18 protein-coding genes and 1 tRNA gene are annotated in these 19621 nt (G+C 56.4%); 9 read left to right on the top strand and 10 right to left on the bottom strand.

What is annotated here, in order from left to right:
* Positions 1 to 7 precede the first annotated feature (7 nt).
* A complete protein-coding gene (locus tag M6D89_RS07380) occupies positions 8 to 1849 on the bottom strand; it encodes a cation:proton antiporter (RefSeq protein WP_253967374.1) in 1842 nt (613 codons plus the stop codon).
* Positions 1850 to 1959: 110 nt separating this feature from the next.
* Between M6D89_RS07380 and M6D89_RS07375 the strand changes: the two genes are divergently transcribed.
* Positions 1960 to 2397 carry an acyl-CoA thioesterase gene (locus M6D89_RS07375; RefSeq protein WP_253967373.1) on the top strand — a complete coding sequence of 146 codons (438 nt, stop codon included), beginning with the start codon at positions 1960 to 1962 and terminating at the stop codon, positions 2395 to 2397.
* A 1-nt stretch (position 2398) separates the two neighbouring features.
* The gene (locus M6D89_RS07370) at positions 2399 to 2761 is read left to right on the top strand and encodes a DUF6164 family protein (RefSeq protein WP_253967372.1); all 363 of its coding nucleotides are present in this window, start codon (positions 2399 to 2401) and stop codon (positions 2759 to 2761) included.
* Here M6D89_RS07370 and M6D89_RS07365 read toward each other — a convergent pair.
* From M6D89_RS07365 to M6D89_RS07330, 8 genes are all read right to left on the bottom strand, one after another.
* Positions 2745 to 3560 (bottom strand): peptidylprolyl isomerase, encoded by an 816-nt coding sequence (locus M6D89_RS07365; RefSeq protein ID WP_253967371.1) that lies wholly within the window; start codon positions 3558 to 3560, stop codon positions 2745 to 2747. The genes M6D89_RS07370 and M6D89_RS07365 overlap by 17 nt on opposite strands.
* Positions 3561 to 3648: 88 nt before the next feature.
* A complete protein-coding gene (gene pth, locus M6D89_RS07360; RefSeq protein ID WP_253967370.1) occupies positions 3649 to 4230 on the bottom strand; it encodes an aminoacyl-tRNA hydrolase in 582 nt (193 codons plus the stop codon).
* A gap of 22 nt (positions 4231 to 4252) precedes the next feature.
* Entirely contained in the window at positions 4253 to 4894 is a 642-nt protein-coding gene (locus M6D89_RS07355) for a 50S ribosomal protein L25/general stress protein Ctc (RefSeq protein ID WP_253967369.1), read from the bottom strand.
* Positions 4895 to 5002: 108 nt separating this feature from the next.
* Positions 5003 to 5932 (bottom strand): ribose-phosphate pyrophosphokinase, encoded by a 930-nt coding sequence (locus tag M6D89_RS07350; RefSeq protein WP_254722260.1) that lies wholly within the window; start codon positions 5930 to 5932, stop codon positions 5003 to 5005.
* Positions 5933 to 6130: 198 nt separating this feature from the next.
* Positions 6131 to 6205: transfer RNA gene (locus M6D89_RS07345), tRNA-Gln, on the bottom strand.
* Positions 6206 to 6211: 6 nt separating this feature from the next.
* Positions 6212 to 7057: a 4-(cytidine 5'-diphospho)-2-C-methyl-D-erythritol kinase gene (ispE, locus tag M6D89_RS07340; RefSeq protein WP_253967367.1), complete on the bottom strand. Its 846-nt coding sequence runs from the start codon at positions 7055 to 7057 to the stop codon at positions 6212 to 6214.
* 28 nt (positions 7058 to 7085) lie between these two features.
* Entirely contained in the window at positions 7086 to 7694 is a 609-nt protein-coding gene (gene lolB, locus M6D89_RS07335; RefSeq protein ID WP_253967366.1) for a lipoprotein insertase outer membrane protein LolB, read from the bottom strand.
* A gap of 71 nt (positions 7695 to 7765) precedes the next feature.
* A complete protein-coding gene (locus M6D89_RS07330) occupies positions 7766 to 9520 on the bottom strand; it encodes a tetratricopeptide repeat protein (protein ID WP_253967365.1) in 1755 nt (584 codons plus the stop codon).
* A 129-nt stretch (positions 9521 to 9649) separates the two neighbouring features.
* Between M6D89_RS07330 and hemA the strand changes: the two genes are divergently transcribed.
* From hemA to M6D89_RS17380, 6 genes are read left to right on the top strand one after another with little or no spacing between them, the layout of a single operon-like run.
* Positions 9650 to 10927 carry a glutamyl-tRNA reductase gene (hemA, locus tag M6D89_RS07325; RefSeq protein WP_253967714.1) on the top strand — a complete coding sequence of 426 codons (1278 nt, stop codon included), beginning with the start codon at positions 9650 to 9652 and terminating at the stop codon, positions 10925 to 10927.
* The gene (prfA, locus tag M6D89_RS07320; protein ID WP_253967364.1) at positions 10924 to 12006 is read left to right on the top strand and encodes a peptide chain release factor 1; all 1083 of its coding nucleotides are present in this window, start codon (positions 10924 to 10926) and stop codon (positions 12004 to 12006) included. Before hemA ends, prfA begins: the two co-directional genes overlap by 4 nt.
* Entirely contained in the window at positions 12007 to 12849 is an 843-nt protein-coding gene (prmC, locus tag M6D89_RS07315; RefSeq protein WP_253967363.1) for a peptide chain release factor N(5)-glutamine methyltransferase, read from the top strand.
* A 58-nt stretch (positions 12850 to 12907) separates the two neighbouring features.
* The gene (locus tag M6D89_RS07310; RefSeq protein WP_253967713.1) at positions 12908 to 13648 is read left to right on the top strand and encodes a HesA/MoeB/ThiF family protein; all 741 of its coding nucleotides are present in this window, start codon (positions 12908 to 12910) and stop codon (positions 13646 to 13648) included.
* A 41-nt stretch (positions 13649 to 13689) separates the two neighbouring features.
* Positions 13690 to 15003 carry a YjgN family protein gene (locus M6D89_RS07305; protein WP_253967362.1) on the top strand — a complete coding sequence of 438 codons (1314 nt, stop codon included), beginning with the start codon at positions 13690 to 13692 and terminating at the stop codon, positions 15001 to 15003.
* Positions 15004 to 16128 carry a M48 family metallopeptidase gene (locus M6D89_RS17380; protein WP_253967361.1) on the top strand — a complete coding sequence of 375 codons (1125 nt, stop codon included), beginning with the start codon at positions 15004 to 15006 and terminating at the stop codon, positions 16126 to 16128.
* Here M6D89_RS17380 and M6D89_RS07295 read toward each other — a convergent pair.
* On the bottom strand, positions 16118 to 17122 hold the full coding sequence (locus M6D89_RS07295) for an adenosine kinase (protein ID WP_253967360.1): 1005 nt from the start codon (positions 17120 to 17122) through the stop codon (positions 16118 to 16120). The two genes, M6D89_RS17380 and M6D89_RS07295, sit on opposite strands and share 11 nt — an antisense overlap.
* Before the next feature lie 148 nt (positions 17123 to 17270).
* Here M6D89_RS07295 and mrcB point away from each other — a divergent pair, with 148 nt between their 5' ends.
* Positions 17271 to 19619 carry a penicillin-binding protein 1B gene (mrcB, locus tag M6D89_RS07290; RefSeq protein ID WP_253967359.1) on the top strand — a complete coding sequence of 783 codons (2349 nt, stop codon included), beginning with the start codon at positions 17271 to 17273 and terminating at the stop codon, positions 19617 to 19619.
* Positions 19620 to 19621 lie beyond the last annotated feature (2 nt).

The raw sequence follows: 19621 nt of genomic DNA, 5'->3' as shown, positions 1-19621 counted from the left end.
TCTTATTTTAGGCTTTGTTACCCAGGGCATTGGGCGATTGCTCCGGGTTCTGAGTCGGGCGCGCTTCGCGTACTAAGCTCAGCAGTACCCAGCCATTGCCCGGCTTAAACTTATCATCCAGGGTATAGGGTTTTAATTTGCCGCGCTCGTTAATCCCAAACAGCAGCATGGCGTTGGGGTCTTGCCGGGTAAAATCCTCGAAGGTAAATTCCGCCGTCAGCTTGGTGGCTTTAATGTCTGCCCCCGCGTGAATCAGGCTGGCCAGCTTGGCGTAGGTTAAGTCGGCGGCAAACAGTGGGTTGCCTTTAAGCTGGGTGGACACCTGGTGTTTTTCCGATTGATTGGAATCGGCGCTGGTGCGAATGGTAAAGGTGCGGTGAATGCCAAATTCGTTGCGAAAATGCATGCCGGCAATCACATTCAACTCGCGCAGTGGCGACATGGCCAGCAGATTGCCAATGCCGGTTAAGTCCAATCGCTGGCTGGCAAATTCCGAGACCGGATTGCCGTAAAAGGTTTTAAACCCCGCCATGCGCGCGGCGCGAATATTCTCCCAATTGGAATCGCTAAGCAGCACTGTCATATCCTGCTGTTGCAGGGCTTTGCCCACCGCTCGCGCTACCGAGTTGGCACCCAAAATCAGCACTCCGCGCGGCTCCGGCTCCACAATTCCCAAGAGTTTGGCCAGCGGGCGCGATGTGGCGCTTTGGAAAATCACGGTGCCCAGAATCACCGCGAAGGTGAGTGGCACTAAAAGTTCGGCATCCGGGTAGCCTTGCTCGGCCAAACGCAACGCAAAAAGCGCCGAGACGGCGGCAGCGACAATACCGCGGGGGGCAATCCAGCCCAGCAATATACGCTCGCGGAACTTAATGTTGGAGCGCAGGGTCGCCAAAGCCACCGAAACCGGTCGGGCTATAAATTGAATGACCAGTAGCAGTATTAACGGGGCGAGGGCAACAATGCTGAGCAGCTGCTCCAGGGGTAGGCGCGCTGCCAGAATGATAAACAGCCCCGAAATAAACAAAATGGTCAGGTTTTCTTTAAAGTTGAGAATGTTATGAATATGCACGCCGCGCATATTGCCCAGCCACATGCCCATCACCGTAACCCCCAAAAGCCCCGATTCTTCGGCCAAGTGATTGCACACGGTGAAAACCATAAACAAAAGGCTCAGAGTGGCCAGGTTTTGCAGGTATTCGGGCAGACGGCGGCGGGTGAGTATTTTTCCCAGGGCAAAGCCTGCCGCCGCCCCTATGGCCATACCCACCACGATAATCTCTAAAAACAGCAACAGACTCTGGCTAAACGCCTGGCCCTGGCTTTGGGTGACAATAAATTCGTAGACCACAACCACCAACAAGGCGCCGATGGGGTCGATGACAATGCCTTCCCAGCGCAGAATATTGGCCACCCGCTCGGAGGGGCGCACGGTACGCAGCAGCGGCGTGACCACAGTGGGGCCGGTCACTACCATCAGCGCGCCAAATAAGATGGATAGCTCCCAGCTCAGGGAGAACAAGAAATGCGTGGCAATGGCGACAATCAGCCAGGTGACCGGTGCGGCCACGGTAATCATGCGCCGGACCACGGTGGAAATGGTGCCCAGCTCTTTAAAGTTAAGGGTCAGGCTGCCCTCAAATAAAATAACGGCAACCGCTAACGATACCAAGGGGAAGAGTAAATCCCCGAACAGCTCGTCGGGGTTGAGCAGGCCGGTTCCCGGGCCCAGTATCAGACCGGCAATCAAAAGGAATAAAATGGCCGGAAGGCGGGCTTTCCAGGCGCCCCACTGGCAGGCGAGAGCGGTGATACCAATAATGGCGATGTCCAGGCCGGCATCGTGCATAAACAGTCCTTGGGTTGTGAGCGTGTACAGATCGGCTACTCATCATAGCCGATAGTGTCTAAAATGGCGAAAGGACGCTGTGAATAGCCAATCGTAAACGGAGGTGAGTCGTGTTGGAGCGTGACGATTTTATTGCTAACTTTCCGGTCACTATCGATATAGACGTGCAATGGGGCGAAATGGACGCCTTTGGTCATGTGAATAACGTGGTGTACTTTCGCTATTTTGAATCGGCGCGTATCGCCTATATGCGGCATATATCCGCCAAGGGTGTGTTTGATTTGGGCCGTATTGTGCCAGTGCTGGCCGAGACCAGTTGTCGGTATCAGCGCCCACTGCGCTACCCGGACACGGTCACCGTGGGTTGTACCGTGACCGAGATGCAGGAGCACGGCTTTGCCCAGGAGTACGAAATTTACAGCGCCGAGCAACAGCAGGTGGTAACCACGGGCGTTGCACGTATCGTGTTACTGGATAAACACTCGAAGCAAAAGGCGCTGGTGGCGCCCGAACTGCACCAGGAAATTAAAATGTTGGAAGCGCTTTAATATGGGCCAGTTGTTAATGCGCACCTCGGGGGCGAGCTTTGACGAGGTGGCGGGCCTGGTGGATAAACTGGAGGACGAGGGCATTGCCCACTACCAAACCGACTCGGGCTTTTGGCGTTTGGGCGTGGATGGTTTGTGGGTAAGCGACAGTGCTGATTTAGAGCGTGCTAAAGCGCTGCTCGCAGATTACCAGGCCGAATACCGCCAACAGATACGGGAAGAGCATCGTGCCCAGCACGCGCGCGGCGAGGCGCTTGGGTTTATGGGCCAGCTGTGGCGCCAACCGCTTAAAGTGCTATTGGCACTGGTAGCGGTGGGCGCCATATTGGCCCTGTCGTTGGTGCCGTTTATGCGCGGGCTTTAAAAAGACGTCGCCCCAGGGCTAAACCGGCCAGCGCCAGTAAGGCCAGCAGTCCTGTGCTGCCACCACCGCCGCCGCTGTCTCCCCCATTATCGCCACCATTGTTTTCACCCTTGGTACTCGGCTTGGGGTCCAGGTCGGCGGCCGTGTCTGGGGCCGCGTCTAAAACCACGATATTTTGGATTAAGACAATGTTCTCTTCAGTCAAGGCGACTGTGCTGTCGTAATCTTCCTGGCTGTAGTCTCTTACGGGCATATCTTCAAAGGGGTATTCCCCTAAAAAATCATCCCCAGAAAAGTTGCCAAACTTTAATTCGGCCATGGCGTCGATGATGGCCATGCCGTTGCCCATGACTTGACCGAATACGGTAAAGCCATCGTTCTGGTTATCCAGGTTGGTACTGTTGTCCGCTAGGTTAAAAAACCATTGGTTAGTGGCGCTATCGGGATTGCCGCCCAATTTGGCCATGGCAATAGTGCCGCGTTGGTTGGAATAAATGGGCTCGTTAATAACCATTTCGTTGCTGGCGATTTCGGCGGCACTGTCGGTTTCAATATCAAAGGTAAAGCCACCGCCCTGCATGATGAAACCCGGCACCGAGCGATGCATAAAGGTATCTTGATAAGCCCCCCCCTCAACATACTCCAAAAAGTTAGCCACGGTTTCGGGAGTCGTCTCGTCAAATAGGTTGACTTCAAAATCGCCCATGACGGTTTGAAACTGAACGGTGGTGGCATATGCCGGTGCGGTTGCCATTACGGTTAAGGCCATACCGGCCAGAATGTTGCGGGAGTAATGCATAGTGTCTCTCTTGCGTTGTGGTTATCGCAAAAGACTACCAAAAACAGTGTGAGGGAATTGTTAGAAAATGTAGGCTTTCGTCAGACGTTTATTGCGTATGCAGTTTATGCATCGCTTTATTCCACTCGCCGTTTACGGCCAGTGGTAAAACATCAATCACTCGGTCTATTGACTCGTCGATAAGCTGTTGTTCGCCATTACCTGCGCGTTTTAACACATGGCCGGTGACCTTAGAGGCATGCCCAGGGTGACCGATACCGATGCGAATGCGGGCAAAGTTTTTGTTGTTGCCCAGTGCGCTAATGGTATCGCGCAGACCATTATGACCACCGTGTCCGCCGCCGATTTTTAAGCGCGTGACACCCGGGTCTAAGTCCAGCTCGTCGTGGGCCACTAGAATGGCTTCGGGGGAGATTTTATAAAACTGTGCCAACGCGCCAACAGCTTGGCCGCTGCGGTTCATAAAGGTGGTGGGAATTAACAGGTGTACTTGGCGTGAGCCCAAAGTAATACGGGCGGTCTTGCCAAAGAATTTTTTCTCGAGGGAGAGGCTGGTGCCTGCCTGGCGGGCCAGTTCAGACACCAGATCGGCGCCGGCGTTATGGCGAGTTCGGTCGTACTCGGCGCCCGGGTTGCCCAGGCCGACGATTAACTGAACCGGTGTATCCATAACGCGCTGCGCCTAGCTACGATTACTCGCTATCGCCTTCAGCGTCTTCGCCTTCGGCATCTGCGTCATCGTCGGTGCCGCCTTTAGGCTTGTTGATAGCCACAACCGGCAGATCGTGATCTTCGCCGTGAGACAGAGCTACCGAGGTAACGCCTTTGGGCAGCTGAATGTCGGAGATGTGAACCACTTGGCCCACTTCAACATCGGCCAGATCAACTTCGATAAACTCGGGCAGATCGGCAGGCAAGCAGCTAATTTCCAGCTGTACCATATTGTGAACAATATTACCGCCTTGCAGTTTAACGCCTTTGCTGGTTTCTTCGTTCAAGAAGTGCAGCGGTACGCTGGTGTTCAGCTTCTTGGTCTTAGAAACACGCATAAAGTCGGCGTGAACAATCTCTGGCTTGGCCGGGTGGCGCTGCAGATCTTTCAGGATCACGTCTTCGGCTTTATCGTCAATCACCAGCGAGATGATGTGCGAGAAAAACGCTTCGTTTTCCAGGTGTTTCATCAGGTCTTTGTGGTTAACGCTAATGCTGGCAGGCTTTTTCTTGCCGCCGTATACGATAGCGGGAACCAAACCTTCCAGACGACGCAGGCGGCGGCTCGCACCTTTCCCCGCATCCTCACGGCTTGTGGCATTCAATACAAAATCTTCACTCATTGTGAATATCCTCGTTTAGTCCGTACAGGTCCGCGACCAGAACACCGCACGGGGTTATGTCATGCTGCAACCATATAAATAGTTGGCAGCGGCTATCTGAGCTTCCGCTTAGCGGAACATCGCACTCAGAGATTCTTCGTTGCTCAAGCGGCGCACCGCCTCAGCCAACATTTTTGACAGCGTCAAAACGCGCACCCGGCCGCAGGCGGCCACTTCGGGGCGCAGCGGGATAGAGTCGGTGACCACCAGCTCATCCAGCTCGGAATTGTTCAGGTTGTCGACCGCTTTACCCGACAGCACCGGGTGGGTGGCGTAGGCCACCACTTTGTTAGCGCCCTGTTTTTTCAGCGCTGAAGCGGCGTTGCACAGAGTGCCGGCGGTGTCGACCATGTCGTCCACCAGCAGACAGGTGCGGCCTTCAATTTCACCGATAATGTTCATGATTTCGGCAACATTGGCGCTGGGGCGGCGTTTATCAATAATCGCCAAATCCACACCCAGCTGCTTGGCCACGGCGCGGGCGCGAACCACGCCGCCAATATCCGGTGAGACCACCACCAGATCTTCAAATTTTTGTTTTTCAATGTCTTCTAACAGCACGGGCGAGCCGTACACATTGTCGACCGGCACATCGAAAAAGCCCTGAATCTGTTCGGCGTGCAGGTCAACCGTTAACAAACGGTCAATGCCGGCGCCGACCATCATATCCGCGACGACCTTGGCGGTAATCGGTACCCGGGCCGAGCGCACCCGACGATCCTGGCGGGCGTAGCCAAAGTAGGGCACCACGGCGGTAATGCGACCGGCCGAGGCGCGGCGCAGGGCATCCACCATGACAATTAATTCAATCAAGTTGTCGTTGGTGGGCGCGCAGGTGGGTTGCACCACAAATACGTCCCGGCCGCGAACATTAACGTTCAGCTCTACGGCGACTTCGCCATCACTAAACTGAGAAACAGAAACATCACCCAAAGTCATCCCCAGGTGGTCCACGATCTTTTGCGCGAGATCGGGGTTGGCATTGCCGGTAAAGACCATTAAGTCCGTCACGTCAGGTACCCTTTTGTCTACTGTGTTGTTCGGTTTATCAGCATAGTGCAGATAAAACAAAAGCACTGCGCCAGGCACAGTGCTGTTCTTGTTCTCGGCCACTGGGCCAGAGCGAAGTCAGGGGATGGTGTCTTCAGGCTCTAGCAGGGGCGCTAGAGATGCGCCGCAATGGGTACCGAGGAAATATGGCTGGGGTGGAAGGATTCGAACCTTCGCATGACGGGATCAAAACCCGCTGCCTTACCGCTTGGCTACACCCCAGTGGTGTCAATCAGGTACCAGAGCTTTTAGTGGCGATGCTTGCAGGCTTTTAGCGATAAATCCGCTTAGTTGCGGTGGCGCTTGGGCCAATACTTGCTCGGCGTCGCGCTCGCTGTTAAAGCTTGCAAACACACAGGCTCCGGTGCCTGTCATTCTCGCAGAAGTTGAAAAATTTTTCAACCAAATCAGTGCGTTATCCACTTCAGGGTGAAGCTTTCTAACCAGTGCTTCGCAGTCGTTTTGACTGCCCCCCTGCGAGAAGGCCGCTACTTTAATGGGGCGTGTGTCTCTTGTCAAATCTTTGTGAGAAAAAATTTCCGCGGTGCTCACATGGCAGGGTGGGGTCAGTACAAGATACCAGCAATCTGGTGTTTTTGTGGGCGTAAGCCGCTCGCCCACCCCTTCGGCCCAGGCGGTATCGCCGGCAATAAACACGGGGATATCGGCCCCCAGCTGGGCGCCCAGGCTTAAAAGTCGCTGTTTGGGAAGATTTAATTGCCACAAGTGGTTTAGCGCAACTAAGGTTGTGGCGGCATTGCTGCTGCCGCCGCCAATACCGCCGCCCATGGGTAGGCGTTTGCTCAGGGTAATGTCTACTCCGGGCAGTGAATGTCCGGCGATTCGTTGAAGGACGCGGGCGGCACGAATAATCAGGTTGTCCTCAAAGGGTACGGCCGCGAGTTCCGGGGTCAGGGTCACTTGCGAATCATCGCGCAACTCAAAGCTCAGCTGATCGCCGTAATCGAGCAGTTGAAACAGGGTCTGCAGCTCGTGATAGCCGTCCGCGCGCTGTCCGGTGATATGCAAAAACAGGTTGAGCTTGGCTGGAGCCAATAGTTGCAAACGGCTCATGGCAGCCTCGGATGTAGCAAGCGCGGTTTCATGGGGCGGCCTCTGACGAGTTGGGGGCAAGGTTCCAGCGGTGAATCACCAGGGTCAGGCGGATCTTTTCGTCAGCGGCGGTGGTGGTGCTGGCGGTCATTAAGCTGGGTAGCCAGAGCCCCTGTTGTTGATGAAAACGTTTGTAGTGCAGTTGCCAGCCCAGCTGGGTAAAGCTAAGGGGGAGGTCATCCTCACGATACTGTTGATTGCTGAGCGCTGTGTCGCTTACCGGCAGGCCCAATACCCAGGCGCGCAGGGCGCTGACCGGTAGTTCCCATCCTGTGGCCTGGCGAATCAGGGCCTCGGCCGAGGCGGCGCTAATGGGTTCTTCGCCGCTCTGGGTCAAGGTTACCTGTTGCGGGCCGCCTTGGATTAACACCCGGCCCTGACCCAGGGGGCCCGACAGAGAAAGGTTGTAGTCTTGCCCTTGCTGTTGCCAGTTAACCCTGGCCGAACCATTGTCATCGGGCAGGCGTACGCCAATTTTGCCTTCCAGTTGCCACTGGTTCAGCGCGCGCAGAGCTTGCTGATTGGCACTCAGATCTAAGTTTTGCGGTGACTGCTCGGGCAGTTGCGCGCAGTGACTGAGCGCCAGGCTTATGCCCACCCAAGCGAGCGCTTTGCTCCAGATTCTGATGATCTTACCTCCGCTAATTGAGCGTGTCGCCCCGGACTTTTTTATTCGCCCGGCTGGGGTTCAACCTGCAGGCGCTCCAGGGTCTCATTGATGTAAGAGCTTTGCGGCTGTATTTCCAGGCCCTCGCGCCAGATTTGGCGTGCCTGATCCTGTTCGCCCGATACCCACAGCACTTCGCCCAAATGGGCCGCAATTTCGTGATCCGGGTACAGGTTCATGGCGCGGTTCAAATAGCGCAGGGCTATCTCTAGGTTTCCCAGGCGGTACTGCACCCAGCCCATGCTGTCGATGGTGGCGGGGTCGTCGGGTTGAAGCTCCAGAGCACGCTTAATATAGTCGTAGGCTTCGGCGTAGCGATCGCTTTTCTCCGTCAGAATATACCCCAGGGCATTGAGCGCGCCGGCGTGGTTGGGGTCGTATTCAATAATGGTGCGTAGGTCCGCCTCGGCCAGCGCCAACTCGTCCAGTTGGTCGTACAGCATGGCGCGGGCATAGAGCAGGTCGTGATTTTCCGGGTCGTCCGCCAGCGCCTGAGTTAATGCGGCTAGTGCCTCATCCACCAAGCCCGCCGCAGTCAGTTGCTGGCTGTAAATCAGCGTGATGGCGGTGCCGTTCTCGCCAAATTCATCCGCAAAGGTCAACAATTTGCGGTAGTGGTTGGCGGCGCTGGCAGGTTGTCCTTGTTGCAGGTAAATCGCGTAAATGCGCGCGGTGGCGCTGTAGAAGTTTTCGCTGGGTTCTACCTGTTGGTAGTGGCGCAGCGCCTCGTCCCATTGTTGGTTTTGCTCGGCCAGTTCGGCTAAGAAAAAGTGCGCCTCGTCGGTGCTCTGGTTTAAATCCAGCAGGGCATAATAGGCGTTTTCGGCGGTTTCCAGGTCACCCCGCTCGGTGGCAATTAGCGCCAGGGCGCGCTGTAGCTTGGGGTCGCCCGGACTGGCGTCGGCGAGTATCTGAAATTGCCGTTGGGCCGCGTCCAGGTCGCTAAAGGTCAGCAGGCGGGCGTATTGCAGGCGAATGCGATTGTTGTCGGGGCGGCGCTTCAGTTCTTCGCTCACCAGTGCCAGAGCTTCTTCGCCTCGGCCCAGCTCGTGCAAAAGCCCCGAGTTAAGGACCAATGCGTGGGTATTGTCCGGTTCCTGCTCGCGGGCCTGCTCGGCCAGGGTCAGGGCTTCATCGGGGCGTCCCTGTTGCTGCAGAAGCAGGCCCGTGCCCACCATTAAGGCGACGTTGTCGGGGTCGCGCTGGCGCAGCTCAAGGTATTGGTTTAACAGGGTTTCACGCTGGGTATCGGTCACCTGGTCGCCGTGGGCGGCAATGCTTTGCAACAGGGCGCCATTGTCCCGGGTGTCGGCACTCTCGGCGGCGGCGAACGCTTCCAGCAGGCGATTGGCATCCACCAGTGCCAAGATTGCGGTGGCCTGGGCATCTTGATTGTCGGGCTCGGCGTCGGCCCACAACTGCGCCGCCTGCACAATGGCGTCCTGATCGTCTACATAGCGGGCGATCATATAGGCGCGCTCGGCCACCTGGGGGTCGCCGGTTTGTTCGGCCTGCTGCAGGTAGTTGGCCAGGGCGACATCAAAACGCCCGCGGCTGCCGGCGACTTCGGCGCTAAGCAGGGCATAAAGGGTGTCGCTGCTGAACGGACGCGCGGGTACCGGTTCTGGCTCCACCGGCGCCGGTTGAGGTTCGGCCTGTGCGGCGATGGGCGCGGCGGGGGTGGAGTCCGGTTGCGTGGCGCAGCCAAACAAGCTGGCCAGAACCAGCACTGAGGCCGCGTTTTGTACTGCTTTCATTACGATTTCCTGGGGTTGTACCCGTGTCTTGCGGTGTCGGTATTGATCGCCGAGACAAAATGCCTCTTGTCAGCGAGGGTTCTGAGCTGGAAAATGACGCCCCTTACTCTCGGCACCGACGACTTCTGCATGACATTATTGGCGTTTGGCATCAATCATACAACGGCTCCTCTCCATATTCGAGAGCGCCTTGCCTTTGCCCCGGAAGAAGTTGTCCCCGCGCTGAATGCCGCTAAGGCCCGTGCCTGCGCCCGCGAGATGGCGATTTTATCCACCTGTAACCGCACCGAGATCTACGCCGATTGCGATCGGGACCCCCAGGCGTTGATCGATTGGTTGGTTGAACATTCGGCTCTTTCGGCCCCGGAGCTGGCCAGTTGCCAGTATATCTGGGAGGGCGATGAGGCCCTGCGCCATATGATGAAAGTGGCCGGGGGGCTGGATTCGCTGGTGCTGGGCGAGCCGCAGATTCTGGGGCAAATGAAATCTGCCTACACCCAGGCCAAAGAGGCCGGTGCCGTAGGCGGGCAGTTGAACACCGCGTTTCAGCAGGTGTTCGCAGTGGCCAAACAGGTGCGCAGCCAGACCGCGATTGGGCAGAACCCGGTGTCGGTGGCCTACACGGCGGTTACCCTGGCGCAGCAGATCTTTTCGGATTTAAAAGAAGATACCGCACTGTTGATTGGCGCCGGCGAGACCATTGAGCTGGTGGCGCGGCATTTGGCCGAGCAGGGCGTTAAGCATATTATTGTCGCCAACCGCACATTGGGGCGAGCGCAGGAGCTGGCGGGGCAGTATAACGGCGAGGCGGTATTGCTGGCGGACATTCCCGAAGTGCTGGAGCGTGCCGACATTGTGATTTCTTCCACTGCCAGCCAGCTGCCGTTGCTGGGTAAAGGGGCAGTGGAGTCGGCATTGAAAAAGCGCAAGCACAAGCCAATTTTCATGCTGGATATCGCCGTTCCCCGCGATATAGAGGCCGAGGTGGGCGAGCTGGCCGATGTTTACTTGTACACCGTAGACGATTTGCATGCGGTGATTGACGAAAACCGCAAAAGCCGCGAGGACGCCGCCAACCGGGCACTGGAGATTATCGAGCAGGGGGTAGATGCCTACCGCCGCGAGCAGCGCGCCCTGGGCTCGGTGGACACCATTCGCGCCTACCGTAAAAAGGCCGACCAGCTGCGCGAGCAAGAGCTGCAAAAAGCGTTAAAACAGCTACAAGCCGGTGGTGATGCGGACAAAGTTATGGCCCAGCTGGCCCGCAATTTAACCAATAAACTGCTGCACGCGCCCACCACCGCGCTGCGCGAAGCCAGCGCCAACGGCCAATATGATACCGTGCGTCTGGCCCATAATTTATTTGCGATTACGCAAGAAGACCTCAATAACAGCGAGAACGAATGAAAGCTTCAATTCTGGAAAAACTGGACAGACTCAGCGAGCGCAGCGAAGAAGTCAGCGCGCTTTTATCCGATGGCGACATTATTACCGACCAGGACAAGTTTCGCGATCTGTCTAAAGAATATGCCGAGCTGGAACCGGTCATGGCCGCCTATAACGCCTATCGCACGGTGTTGGAGGACTTAGAAGAGGCCCGTTCAATGCTCGATGAGGGCGATGCCGACATGCGCGAAATGGCCCGCGAGGAAATCGACTCGGGCGAGGCGCGCAAAGAAGAGTTAGAGGTCGAGCTGCAAAAGCTGCTGCTGCCCAAAGATCCTAACGACGATAAAAACGTCTTTCTGGAAATTCGCGCCGGTACCGGCGGCGACGAGGCGGCGATTTTCTCGGGGGATTTATTCCGCATGTACTCACGCTACGCCGAGAAAATGGGCTGGAAAATCGAAGTGCTGAGTGAAAACTTAGGCGAGCACGGCGGCTATAAAGAAATTATTACCCGAGTCAGCGGCACCAATGTGTACTCGCAGTTAAAGTTTGAATCCGGTGCTCACCGGGTACAGCGCGTGCCCGAAACCGAATCCCAGGGACGTATTCATACCTCGGCCTGTACCGTGGCGGTTATGCCCGAAGCGGACGAGCTGGAAGAGGTGAATATCAACAAAGCCGATATTCGTGTAGACACTTTTCGCGCCTCCGGCGCCGGTGGTCAGCACGTGAATAAAACCGATTCGGCCATCCGCATTACCCACATTCCCACCGGGGTGGTGGTGGAGTGTCAGGACGAGCGCTCGCAGCACAAAAACCGCGCCCGTGCCATGAGCTTATTGGCCGCTAAATTAAAAAGCGCGCAAGAGGAATCCTCGGCCGCCAGTATTGCCGAGGAGCGTAAATCGCTGGTGGGCAGCGGCGATCGCTCGGAGCGTATTCGCACCTATAACTTCCCGCAGGGCCGGGTGACCGACCACCGCATTAACCTCACCCTGTATAAGCTGGATGAAGTTATGCAAGGTGCGGTGGACGAGGTGATTGGGCCCTTGACGCAGGAATACCAGGCCGATCAGCTGGCGGCTTTGTCCGAATAAATGCCCAGTATTCAAGAGTCGTTAAGAGCAGCGGCCCAGCAGCTATCAGCGAGCAGCGATAGTGCTAGGCTGGATGCCGAGGTGTTATTGGCGTTTGTGCTGCAGTGCAGCCGAACCTACTTATTCACCTGGCCCGAAAAAACACTGGCAAGCGAACCGCAAGCGCAATTTGAAGCGCTGGTTAGAGCGCGTCAAAACGGCAAGCCCATTGCCTATTTAACCGGCCAACAGGAGTTTTGGTCGCTGCCATTACACACCGCGCCCGATACGTTAATTCCCCGCGCCGATACCGAGCTGTTGGTGGAAACCGCGTTGCAGTTACCGGTTTCCGATAGGGCGCGGGTGCTGGATTTGGGAACAGGCACGGGCGCGATCGCGCTGGCGATTGCGTCGGAAAAACCCGATTGGGTGGTAACGGCGGTGGATAAAATGCCGGGCGCTGTGACACTCGCGGCGCGCAACAGCGAGGCGCTGCAACTGCCTATTCAGGTGTTGCAAAGCGACTGGTTTAGTGCGCTATCGCGCGAACCCGGGTTTGATATTATTGTCAGTAACCCGCCCTATATTGCGGCGGATGATCTGCACTTAGCCCAGGGCGATGTGCGTTTTGAGCCGGCATCGGCACTGACGGCAGGTGCCGATGGCTTGGACGATATTCGCCTGATTGCCACCCAGGCGCGCGATTACTTAACCCCGGGCGGCTGGTTATTGGTAGAGCACGGCTGGCAACAGGCGAGTGATGTGCAAGCCTTGTTTACAGAGGCAGGCTTTGCTGGCGTGCGCAGCGAAAAAGATCTGGCCGGGCACGATAGAATTACCTTAGGGCGATTTACCTTTGAATAATTTACCTATGGATAATTTACCTTTGGACAAGGTAGCTTAAGTTGAGAGTATGGCCGAACTGACCGATCAGCAACTGCTGCGTTACTCGCGCCAAATTATGTTGGGCGAGCTGGACATCGCCGGGCAAGAGGCACTGTTAAATTCGCGGGTGTTGATTGTCGGTGCCGGCGGTTTGGGTGCCCCTGTCGCACTCTATTTGGCCGCCGCAGGCGTCGGGGAGCTGATTATCGCCGATGACGATACCGTCGAGCTTTCTAATTTACAGCGCCAGATTATTCACACCAGCGGGCGTATCGGCCAAAGCAAGGTAGAATCGGCCCGGATGCAATTGGCCGACGTTAACCCCGATGTTCAGGTCCGCGCACTACACGAAAGGCTCAGCCCCGAGCGTTTGGCCGAGCTGCTGCCCGAGGTGCAAGCGGTGGTCGATTGCTCGGATAATTTTACCACCCGCTTTGGTATTAATCAGGCCTGCGTTCAGCATAAAGTGCCGCTGGTGTCTGGCGCGGCGATTCGATTGGAAGGACAGTTGGCGGTGTTTGACCCTCGTCAACCGGACAGCCCGTGTTACCGTTGTTTATACCAGGAACAAAACGATGAAAACTTAAGCTGCGCCGCCAGCGGTGTATTGGCCCCGCTAGTGGGGGTCATCGGATCGGCCCAGGCGGTGGAAACCTTAAAATTATTGGCGGGATTGGGTAAAACTCTGGCGGGGCGTATCCAGTTTTACGATGCCGCCACTGGTCAGTGGCGGGAAATGCGATTACCCCGCGACCCGGATTGCCCCGTTTGCGGTTAGCTGGATTAATCAATAAAAATCAAAAAGTAATAGGGATATCGATGATAAACGATAATAAAACTTACCAAGTTATTCTTTTGGGCGCGCTGCCCGGGGTTGTGGATGTGCAGGCGCAGGCGGGTTTTGCCAAACTGTTTAAATTGCCGCCCGAGAAAGTCGAGCGGGTATTTGCCCAGCCTCGACGCGTACTTAAAAGTGGCTTAACCCTGCAACAGGCCGAGACTTATGTAAAACGCCTGGCGGATGTGGGGGTGGCCTGCGAAATGCGCGAGCAGGTGACGCCTGTGAGTGAACCCGCCGCGCCTCCGCCGGCGGACCCTTCCGCCGGTGCGCCGCCGGCACCCGGCGATTCGACAAATGCCGCCGATGTCAACGAGCCTCGCGAGTGTCCCTTTGTTTTTACCGGCAATGGTTTTGAGTATTTCAAAATTTGGATCGTTAATATCCTCTTGTCGATTGTCACCTTGGGGATTTATTCGGCTTGGGCCAAGGTACGCAACAAACAGTATTTTTACGGCAATACCTATTTGGATGATGTCAGTTTTGCCTATACCGCCGATCCGGTAAAAATTCTAATCGGCCGGATTATCGCGTTTGTGTTTCTAGTGATCTATACGGTCTTCAGCGAGACCACCATTATTGGTGCGCTGGTGATGGGTGTCTTGTTGTTGATCTTTTTGCCCTGGGTTATTTGTAAATCCATGCGCTTTAACGCTCGCTATTCGCAGTATCGCAATGTGCCGTTTTGTTTTCACGGCCGGGCGGGTGAGGCGGCTTTGGTTTTTTTACTCTGGCCCTTTTTATCCCTGTTTACTTTGGGGCTTTTATTTCCCTACGCTTTCCATCAGCAGAAAAAGTTTATTTACGGGATGCACGGTTATGGCACCACCGAGTTTGAGTTCTCGGCCACGGTGGGGGAGTTCTATAAAGTCTTTTTGCTGACCTTTGGGATATACGTGGTTACGGTGGGTATTGCCATGATTTTGGGGGCGCAAACCCATCCCGTAATCGCACTAATGTTAACCATGGTTGCTTACTTTTTCTCGTTTGCCTACTTTGCGGTGGCCATGGCCAATGTTAACTACAATGCCATTACCCTGCGCGAGCACGCGCTGAGTGCTGACTGGAATTTAAAGCGTTACTGTTGGCTGCTGGTGAGCAATACCTTGTTAACCATTGTGACTCTGGGCTTGTTTATTCCCTGGGCCAAGGTACGTACCGCGCAGTTTAAAGCCGATCACACCAGCGCAGTGCTTGTGGGCGATATTGATACCCTGGTGGCCGAAGAGCGCGACAACGTCAACGCCCTGGCCGAATCGGTGGGTGATTTATTCGATATCGAAATAGGCCTTTAAGTGGATATTCACGGGCTCTGGTACAACGGCAAAGACGCCTCGCGCTGCGAGGCACTGCTGCGCTTGCAGGCCGATGGTCAGGTAGAGATTGTTGCGCAGAGCGATGGCAGGCATTTGCGTGAGGCCCACGCGAGTACGCTGGAAATATCCTCGCGCTTGGGCAACAGTGCCCGTTTTGTGCGCTTTAGCGGTGGCGCGGCGTTTGAAACCACCGAAAATGCTCAAGTCGACGAGCTGCAGCGCCAGTGGCAGCCGGGATTGTGGCGGGGCCTGTTGCACCGTTTAGAAACGCATTTGGGGTTAGTGATTGCCGCCAGCTTAGTGGTATTGGTCTTAGTGGTGGGGGGCGCGCTTTACGGTGTTCCGGCGGTCTCGAAAATGATCGCTTATCAGCTGCCGCAAGATACCCTGGATTCTGTCGCCTCTGAGTCCATGAGTATACTGGACAAATTTCATTTCGAGCCCAGCCAGCTAAGCCAAGGGGAAAAAAACGAACTGCATCGGGCCTTTGCTCCGGTGTTGGCGGATTACCCAGAATTGGATTTGCGGGTAGAGTTTCGCACCGGGGGTGAGCACATTGGTGCCAACGCCTTCGCGCTGCCCGACGGCACCATGATTTTTACCGACGAAATGGTGGCGTTGTCACACAGTCACGATGAGCTGCGCGCGGTGCTGGCCCACGAAATTGGCCATGTGGCTTTGCGCCACAGCTTGCGGGCGGTGATTCAAAACGCGGTGTTGGGTTTTGCCTATGTCACTCTAGTGGGCGATGGCTCGGCGGTGGGGGACTTGCTGGTGGGCTTGCCGGTACTGGCCACGACTTTATCCTATTCGCGCGATCACGAGACCGAAGCCGATGAATTTGCCGCACGCTATCTTGATAAAATGGGAATTGATCGTCAGGTGTTCGTGGATTTAATGACGCGCTTGGGGGAAACCGCGCATTGCCAGCATTTACTGGATGAGGCCGAAAACGTCGAGCCGGAGCAACTCAGCGAAACCGAACGCCTGCAGCTGTGTGAAAAGCTAGCGGAAGAGCAGGGCGATGACGAGAGCGCCCAGTGGCTGGACTATCTCTCGACTCACCCCAACTTAGAGAAACGGCTAGAGGATTTTACCCATTAAAAAACGCCGCCTTTAGTTCGCGATGTTGTTCAGCGCGCAAGCGTGGGCCGTACTGGGTAACGACTAAGGTGGCTGCTTTATTGGCAAATTGGCCCGCGCGCTCGTAGGTTTCGCCCTGGCTTAGGGCGTATAAAAAGGCTCCGGCGTACATGTCGCCCGCGCCGTTGGTGTCGATAGCTTTAGCCTTTTCGGTGGGAATATGTATTTCTCGTTCGCCGTCAAACACGACCGAACCCTCGGCGCCGCAGGTAATGGCCAGGGTTTTGGCAATGGGTTTAAGGGCCACAATGGCGTCATCCAGGTTGTCGGTGTCGGTGTAGCCCAGGGCTTCGTCGCGATTGCAAAACAATAAATCTACGCCCTCGCCAATCATCTCGGTTAAACCGTCTTTAAAAAATTTCACCATCGCAGGGTCCGACAAGCTGAGTGCGATTTTGGTATTGTTTTGGCGCGCCAGTTGGTTCAACTTAATCGCGGCGGCGCGGCCGGTGTCCGAGCTGACCAAATAGCCTTCAATGTATGCCCACTGGGAGGCGGCAATGGCCGCTTCGTCCAGCTCGTTCACCGACACGCTGGCGCTAATGCCCAGATAAGTGTTCATGGTGCGCTCGGCATCGGGGGTAATCATAACCAGACATTTGCCGGTAATCCCCTCGTCCGTGCCAATATGCTTGGGGTAGGTAACCCCGGCGTCTTCAATGTCTTTGAGGTAAAAGTGGCCATTGTCATCGTCGGCCACCTTGCAGGAGTAAAAGTTGCGACAGCCAAAGTAGCCGGCGGCGATAATGGTGTTGGCGCCCGAGCCCCCGCTGGCGCGCTGTGAGGCGACCAGGTGGTCTTCCAGGTGAGCAATTAGCTGGCTTTGACGCTCGGCATCCACCAGGGTCATTACGCCTTTATCCACACCCATGGTGGCCAAATCGTCGTCGCTCACGGTAATTTCCATATCCACCAGCGCCGCGCCGATGCCATAAATGTGGTATTGCTCTGTCATAAATGCCTCTTGGAAATAGGGGGGATGTCGGACAGTTCACGTTTCCAGGATGATAATTACCCGTCTAGCGCTGTCCGATGATTGTAATCGGGCGCACATTATGCAAAATAACCGCGCTCCAGGCAAAGACACTTAGGCCCTATATTCAATGACCAAACGCCGTACGCAAGCCCCGCGCCGCCGCGCCCGCAAACAAAAGCCCAACGCAAAACGTCACGGCCGTTCGCTGTTTAAAATTCTTTTGACCTATGCCGTACTGGCGGGCCTGATTGTGGGCGGTTTGTGGGTGGTGTACCTGGATTTTGTGGTGCGCGATAAGTTTGACGGCAAAAAGTGGTCGCTGCCTGCGCGAGTCTACGCCCGGCCGCTGGAGCTATACGAGGGTCTGGCGCTAACCCCCAATTTGCTCGAGCGCGAGCTAAACGCCCTGGGCTACCGACCGGTCGAATCGGTGACCCGGCCGGGGTATTTCAGTCGCCACAGTGCGGGCAGCTACACCCGCTACCGTATTTACAGCCGTGGGTTTGAGTTTTGGGACGGCCGCGATAAAGCCTTGCGCTTTGATGTCGTGCTGGGCCCCTCGGGGGTGGCCAGCCTTACCACCAATGACGAGCCCCTGCCTTTGGTGCGCTTAGAGCCCGAGCAGATCGGCGGTATTTACCCCACCCAGGCCGAGGACAGATTGTTGGTGCAGTTGTCCGATTTACCCCCGCTTTTAGGGGAAACCCTATTGGCGGTGGAGGACAAAAACTTTCTCGATCACTATGGCATCTCGCCCACCGGCATTGTCCGGGCCGCTTGGGTTAATCTGCAATCGGGGCAGGTGGTGCAGGGGGGCAGTACTCTCACTCAGCAGTTGGTCAAAAACTTTTACCTCACACACGAGCGCAGCCTGACCCGCAAAGCCCAGGAAGCGATTATGTCGGTGCTGTTGGAGCTGCACTACAGTAAATCCGAAATTCTGGAAACCTATATTAACGAGGTGTATCTGGGCCAGAGTGGCGCTCGCGCGATACACGGTTTCGCTTTGGCCTCGCAGTATTATTTCCGCCAGCCGGTGTCCGAGCTTAACGCTCAGCAGGTGGCACTGCTGGTGGGGTTGGTCAAAGGGGCCTCGTTTTACAACCCCTGGCGCAATCCCGAGCGGGCCAAAAAGCGCCGCGATTTGGTGCTAACGGTGATGCACCGCGAAGGGCTGCTTAGCGACCCTCAGTTTAAGAGTGCTCAGACCGCGCCCCTGGGGGTGGTAGAGCCGGGGCAGAACTCCCAGAGCACTTACCCCGCGTTTGTGGATTTGGTCAAACGCCAGTTGGCCCGCGACTACAAAGAAGAAGACTTGCGCAGCGAGGGGCTGCGGATTTTTACCACCCTATCGCCCATGGTGCAGCGCCAGGCCGAAGAGGCCGTGGCCAAGCGGCTGGATAATCTGGAATCGGCCTACAAAGTCGATAACCTGCAGGCCTCGATGGTGGTGACCTCGGTAGGGGCGGCCGAGGTGCTGGCCCTGGTGGGTGATCGCAGCCCGCGCTACGCTGGCTTTAACCGCGCTCTGGATGCCGAGCGACCGGTGGGCTCACTGATTAAGCCTTTCGTATACTTAACGGCACTGGAACAACCGGCCAATTACAATTTGGGTACCCCGGTATCGGACGAGCCGGTGACCGTGCAGAGCGATGATGGCACCCTATGGGAGCCCCAGAACTATTCCCGCGAAAGTCACGGCCAGGTGCCCTTAATTGAGTCGCTGGTGCACTCCTATAACCAGGGCACCGCGCGTTTGGGCATGCAGCTGGGTTTGCGTCAGGTGGCCCAGACCATTCAGCGCGCGGGCTTTGAGGGCTATATTCCGCCGGTTCCGGCCATGACGTTGGGGGCGATTGATATGTCGCCCTATGAGGTGGCGGGCATTTACCACACCCTGGCCGCCGAGGGCACCTATACGCCGCTCCGAGCCATTCGCGATGTACTGACCGCCACCGGCGAGCCCCTTAAACGCTATCCGCTGCAAATTCAGCAGCGCTTTAGCAGTGCCGGGGTGTTCGAGTTGCAGTACGCCCTGCAGGCCGTTTTGCGCGAGGGCACCGGCCGGCAGGTGTATCACCGCTTTCCCGCCGATTTACCCCTGGCGGGTAAAACCGGCACCACCAATGACCAGCGCGACAGCTGGTTTGCCGGCTTTAGCGGCGAGCACCTGGCGGTGAGCTGGGTAGGGCGCGACGACAACAGCGAAACCCCGCTGACCGGCAGCGGCGGGGCGCTTAAAGTCTGGGCGGATTTAATGAGCCAGTTGCCTACCCGCGGCGTCAATACCCAGCCGCCCGAGAGTGTGACCTTCGATTGGCTGGACCGCGACAGTGGTATGCTCAGCGCCGAGGGTTGCGAGGGGGCGATGTGGGTGCCCCTACACACTGATTACTTACCCGCCGATGCGGTGGATTGTCGTCTCAATCGCGAAGACGAGGGTTCGCGCGGCTGGTGGCAGAGATTCTGGAACTAACC

The sequence above is a fragment of the Gilvimarinus xylanilyticus genome, assembly GCF_024195295.1.
GTDB lineage: Bacteria > Pseudomonadota > Gammaproteobacteria > Pseudomonadales > Cellvibrionaceae > Gilvimarinus > Gilvimarinus xylanilyticus.
Note: the sequence above shows the minus strand (reverse complement) of the source record. Positions and strands in the feature narration are given on the sequence as shown.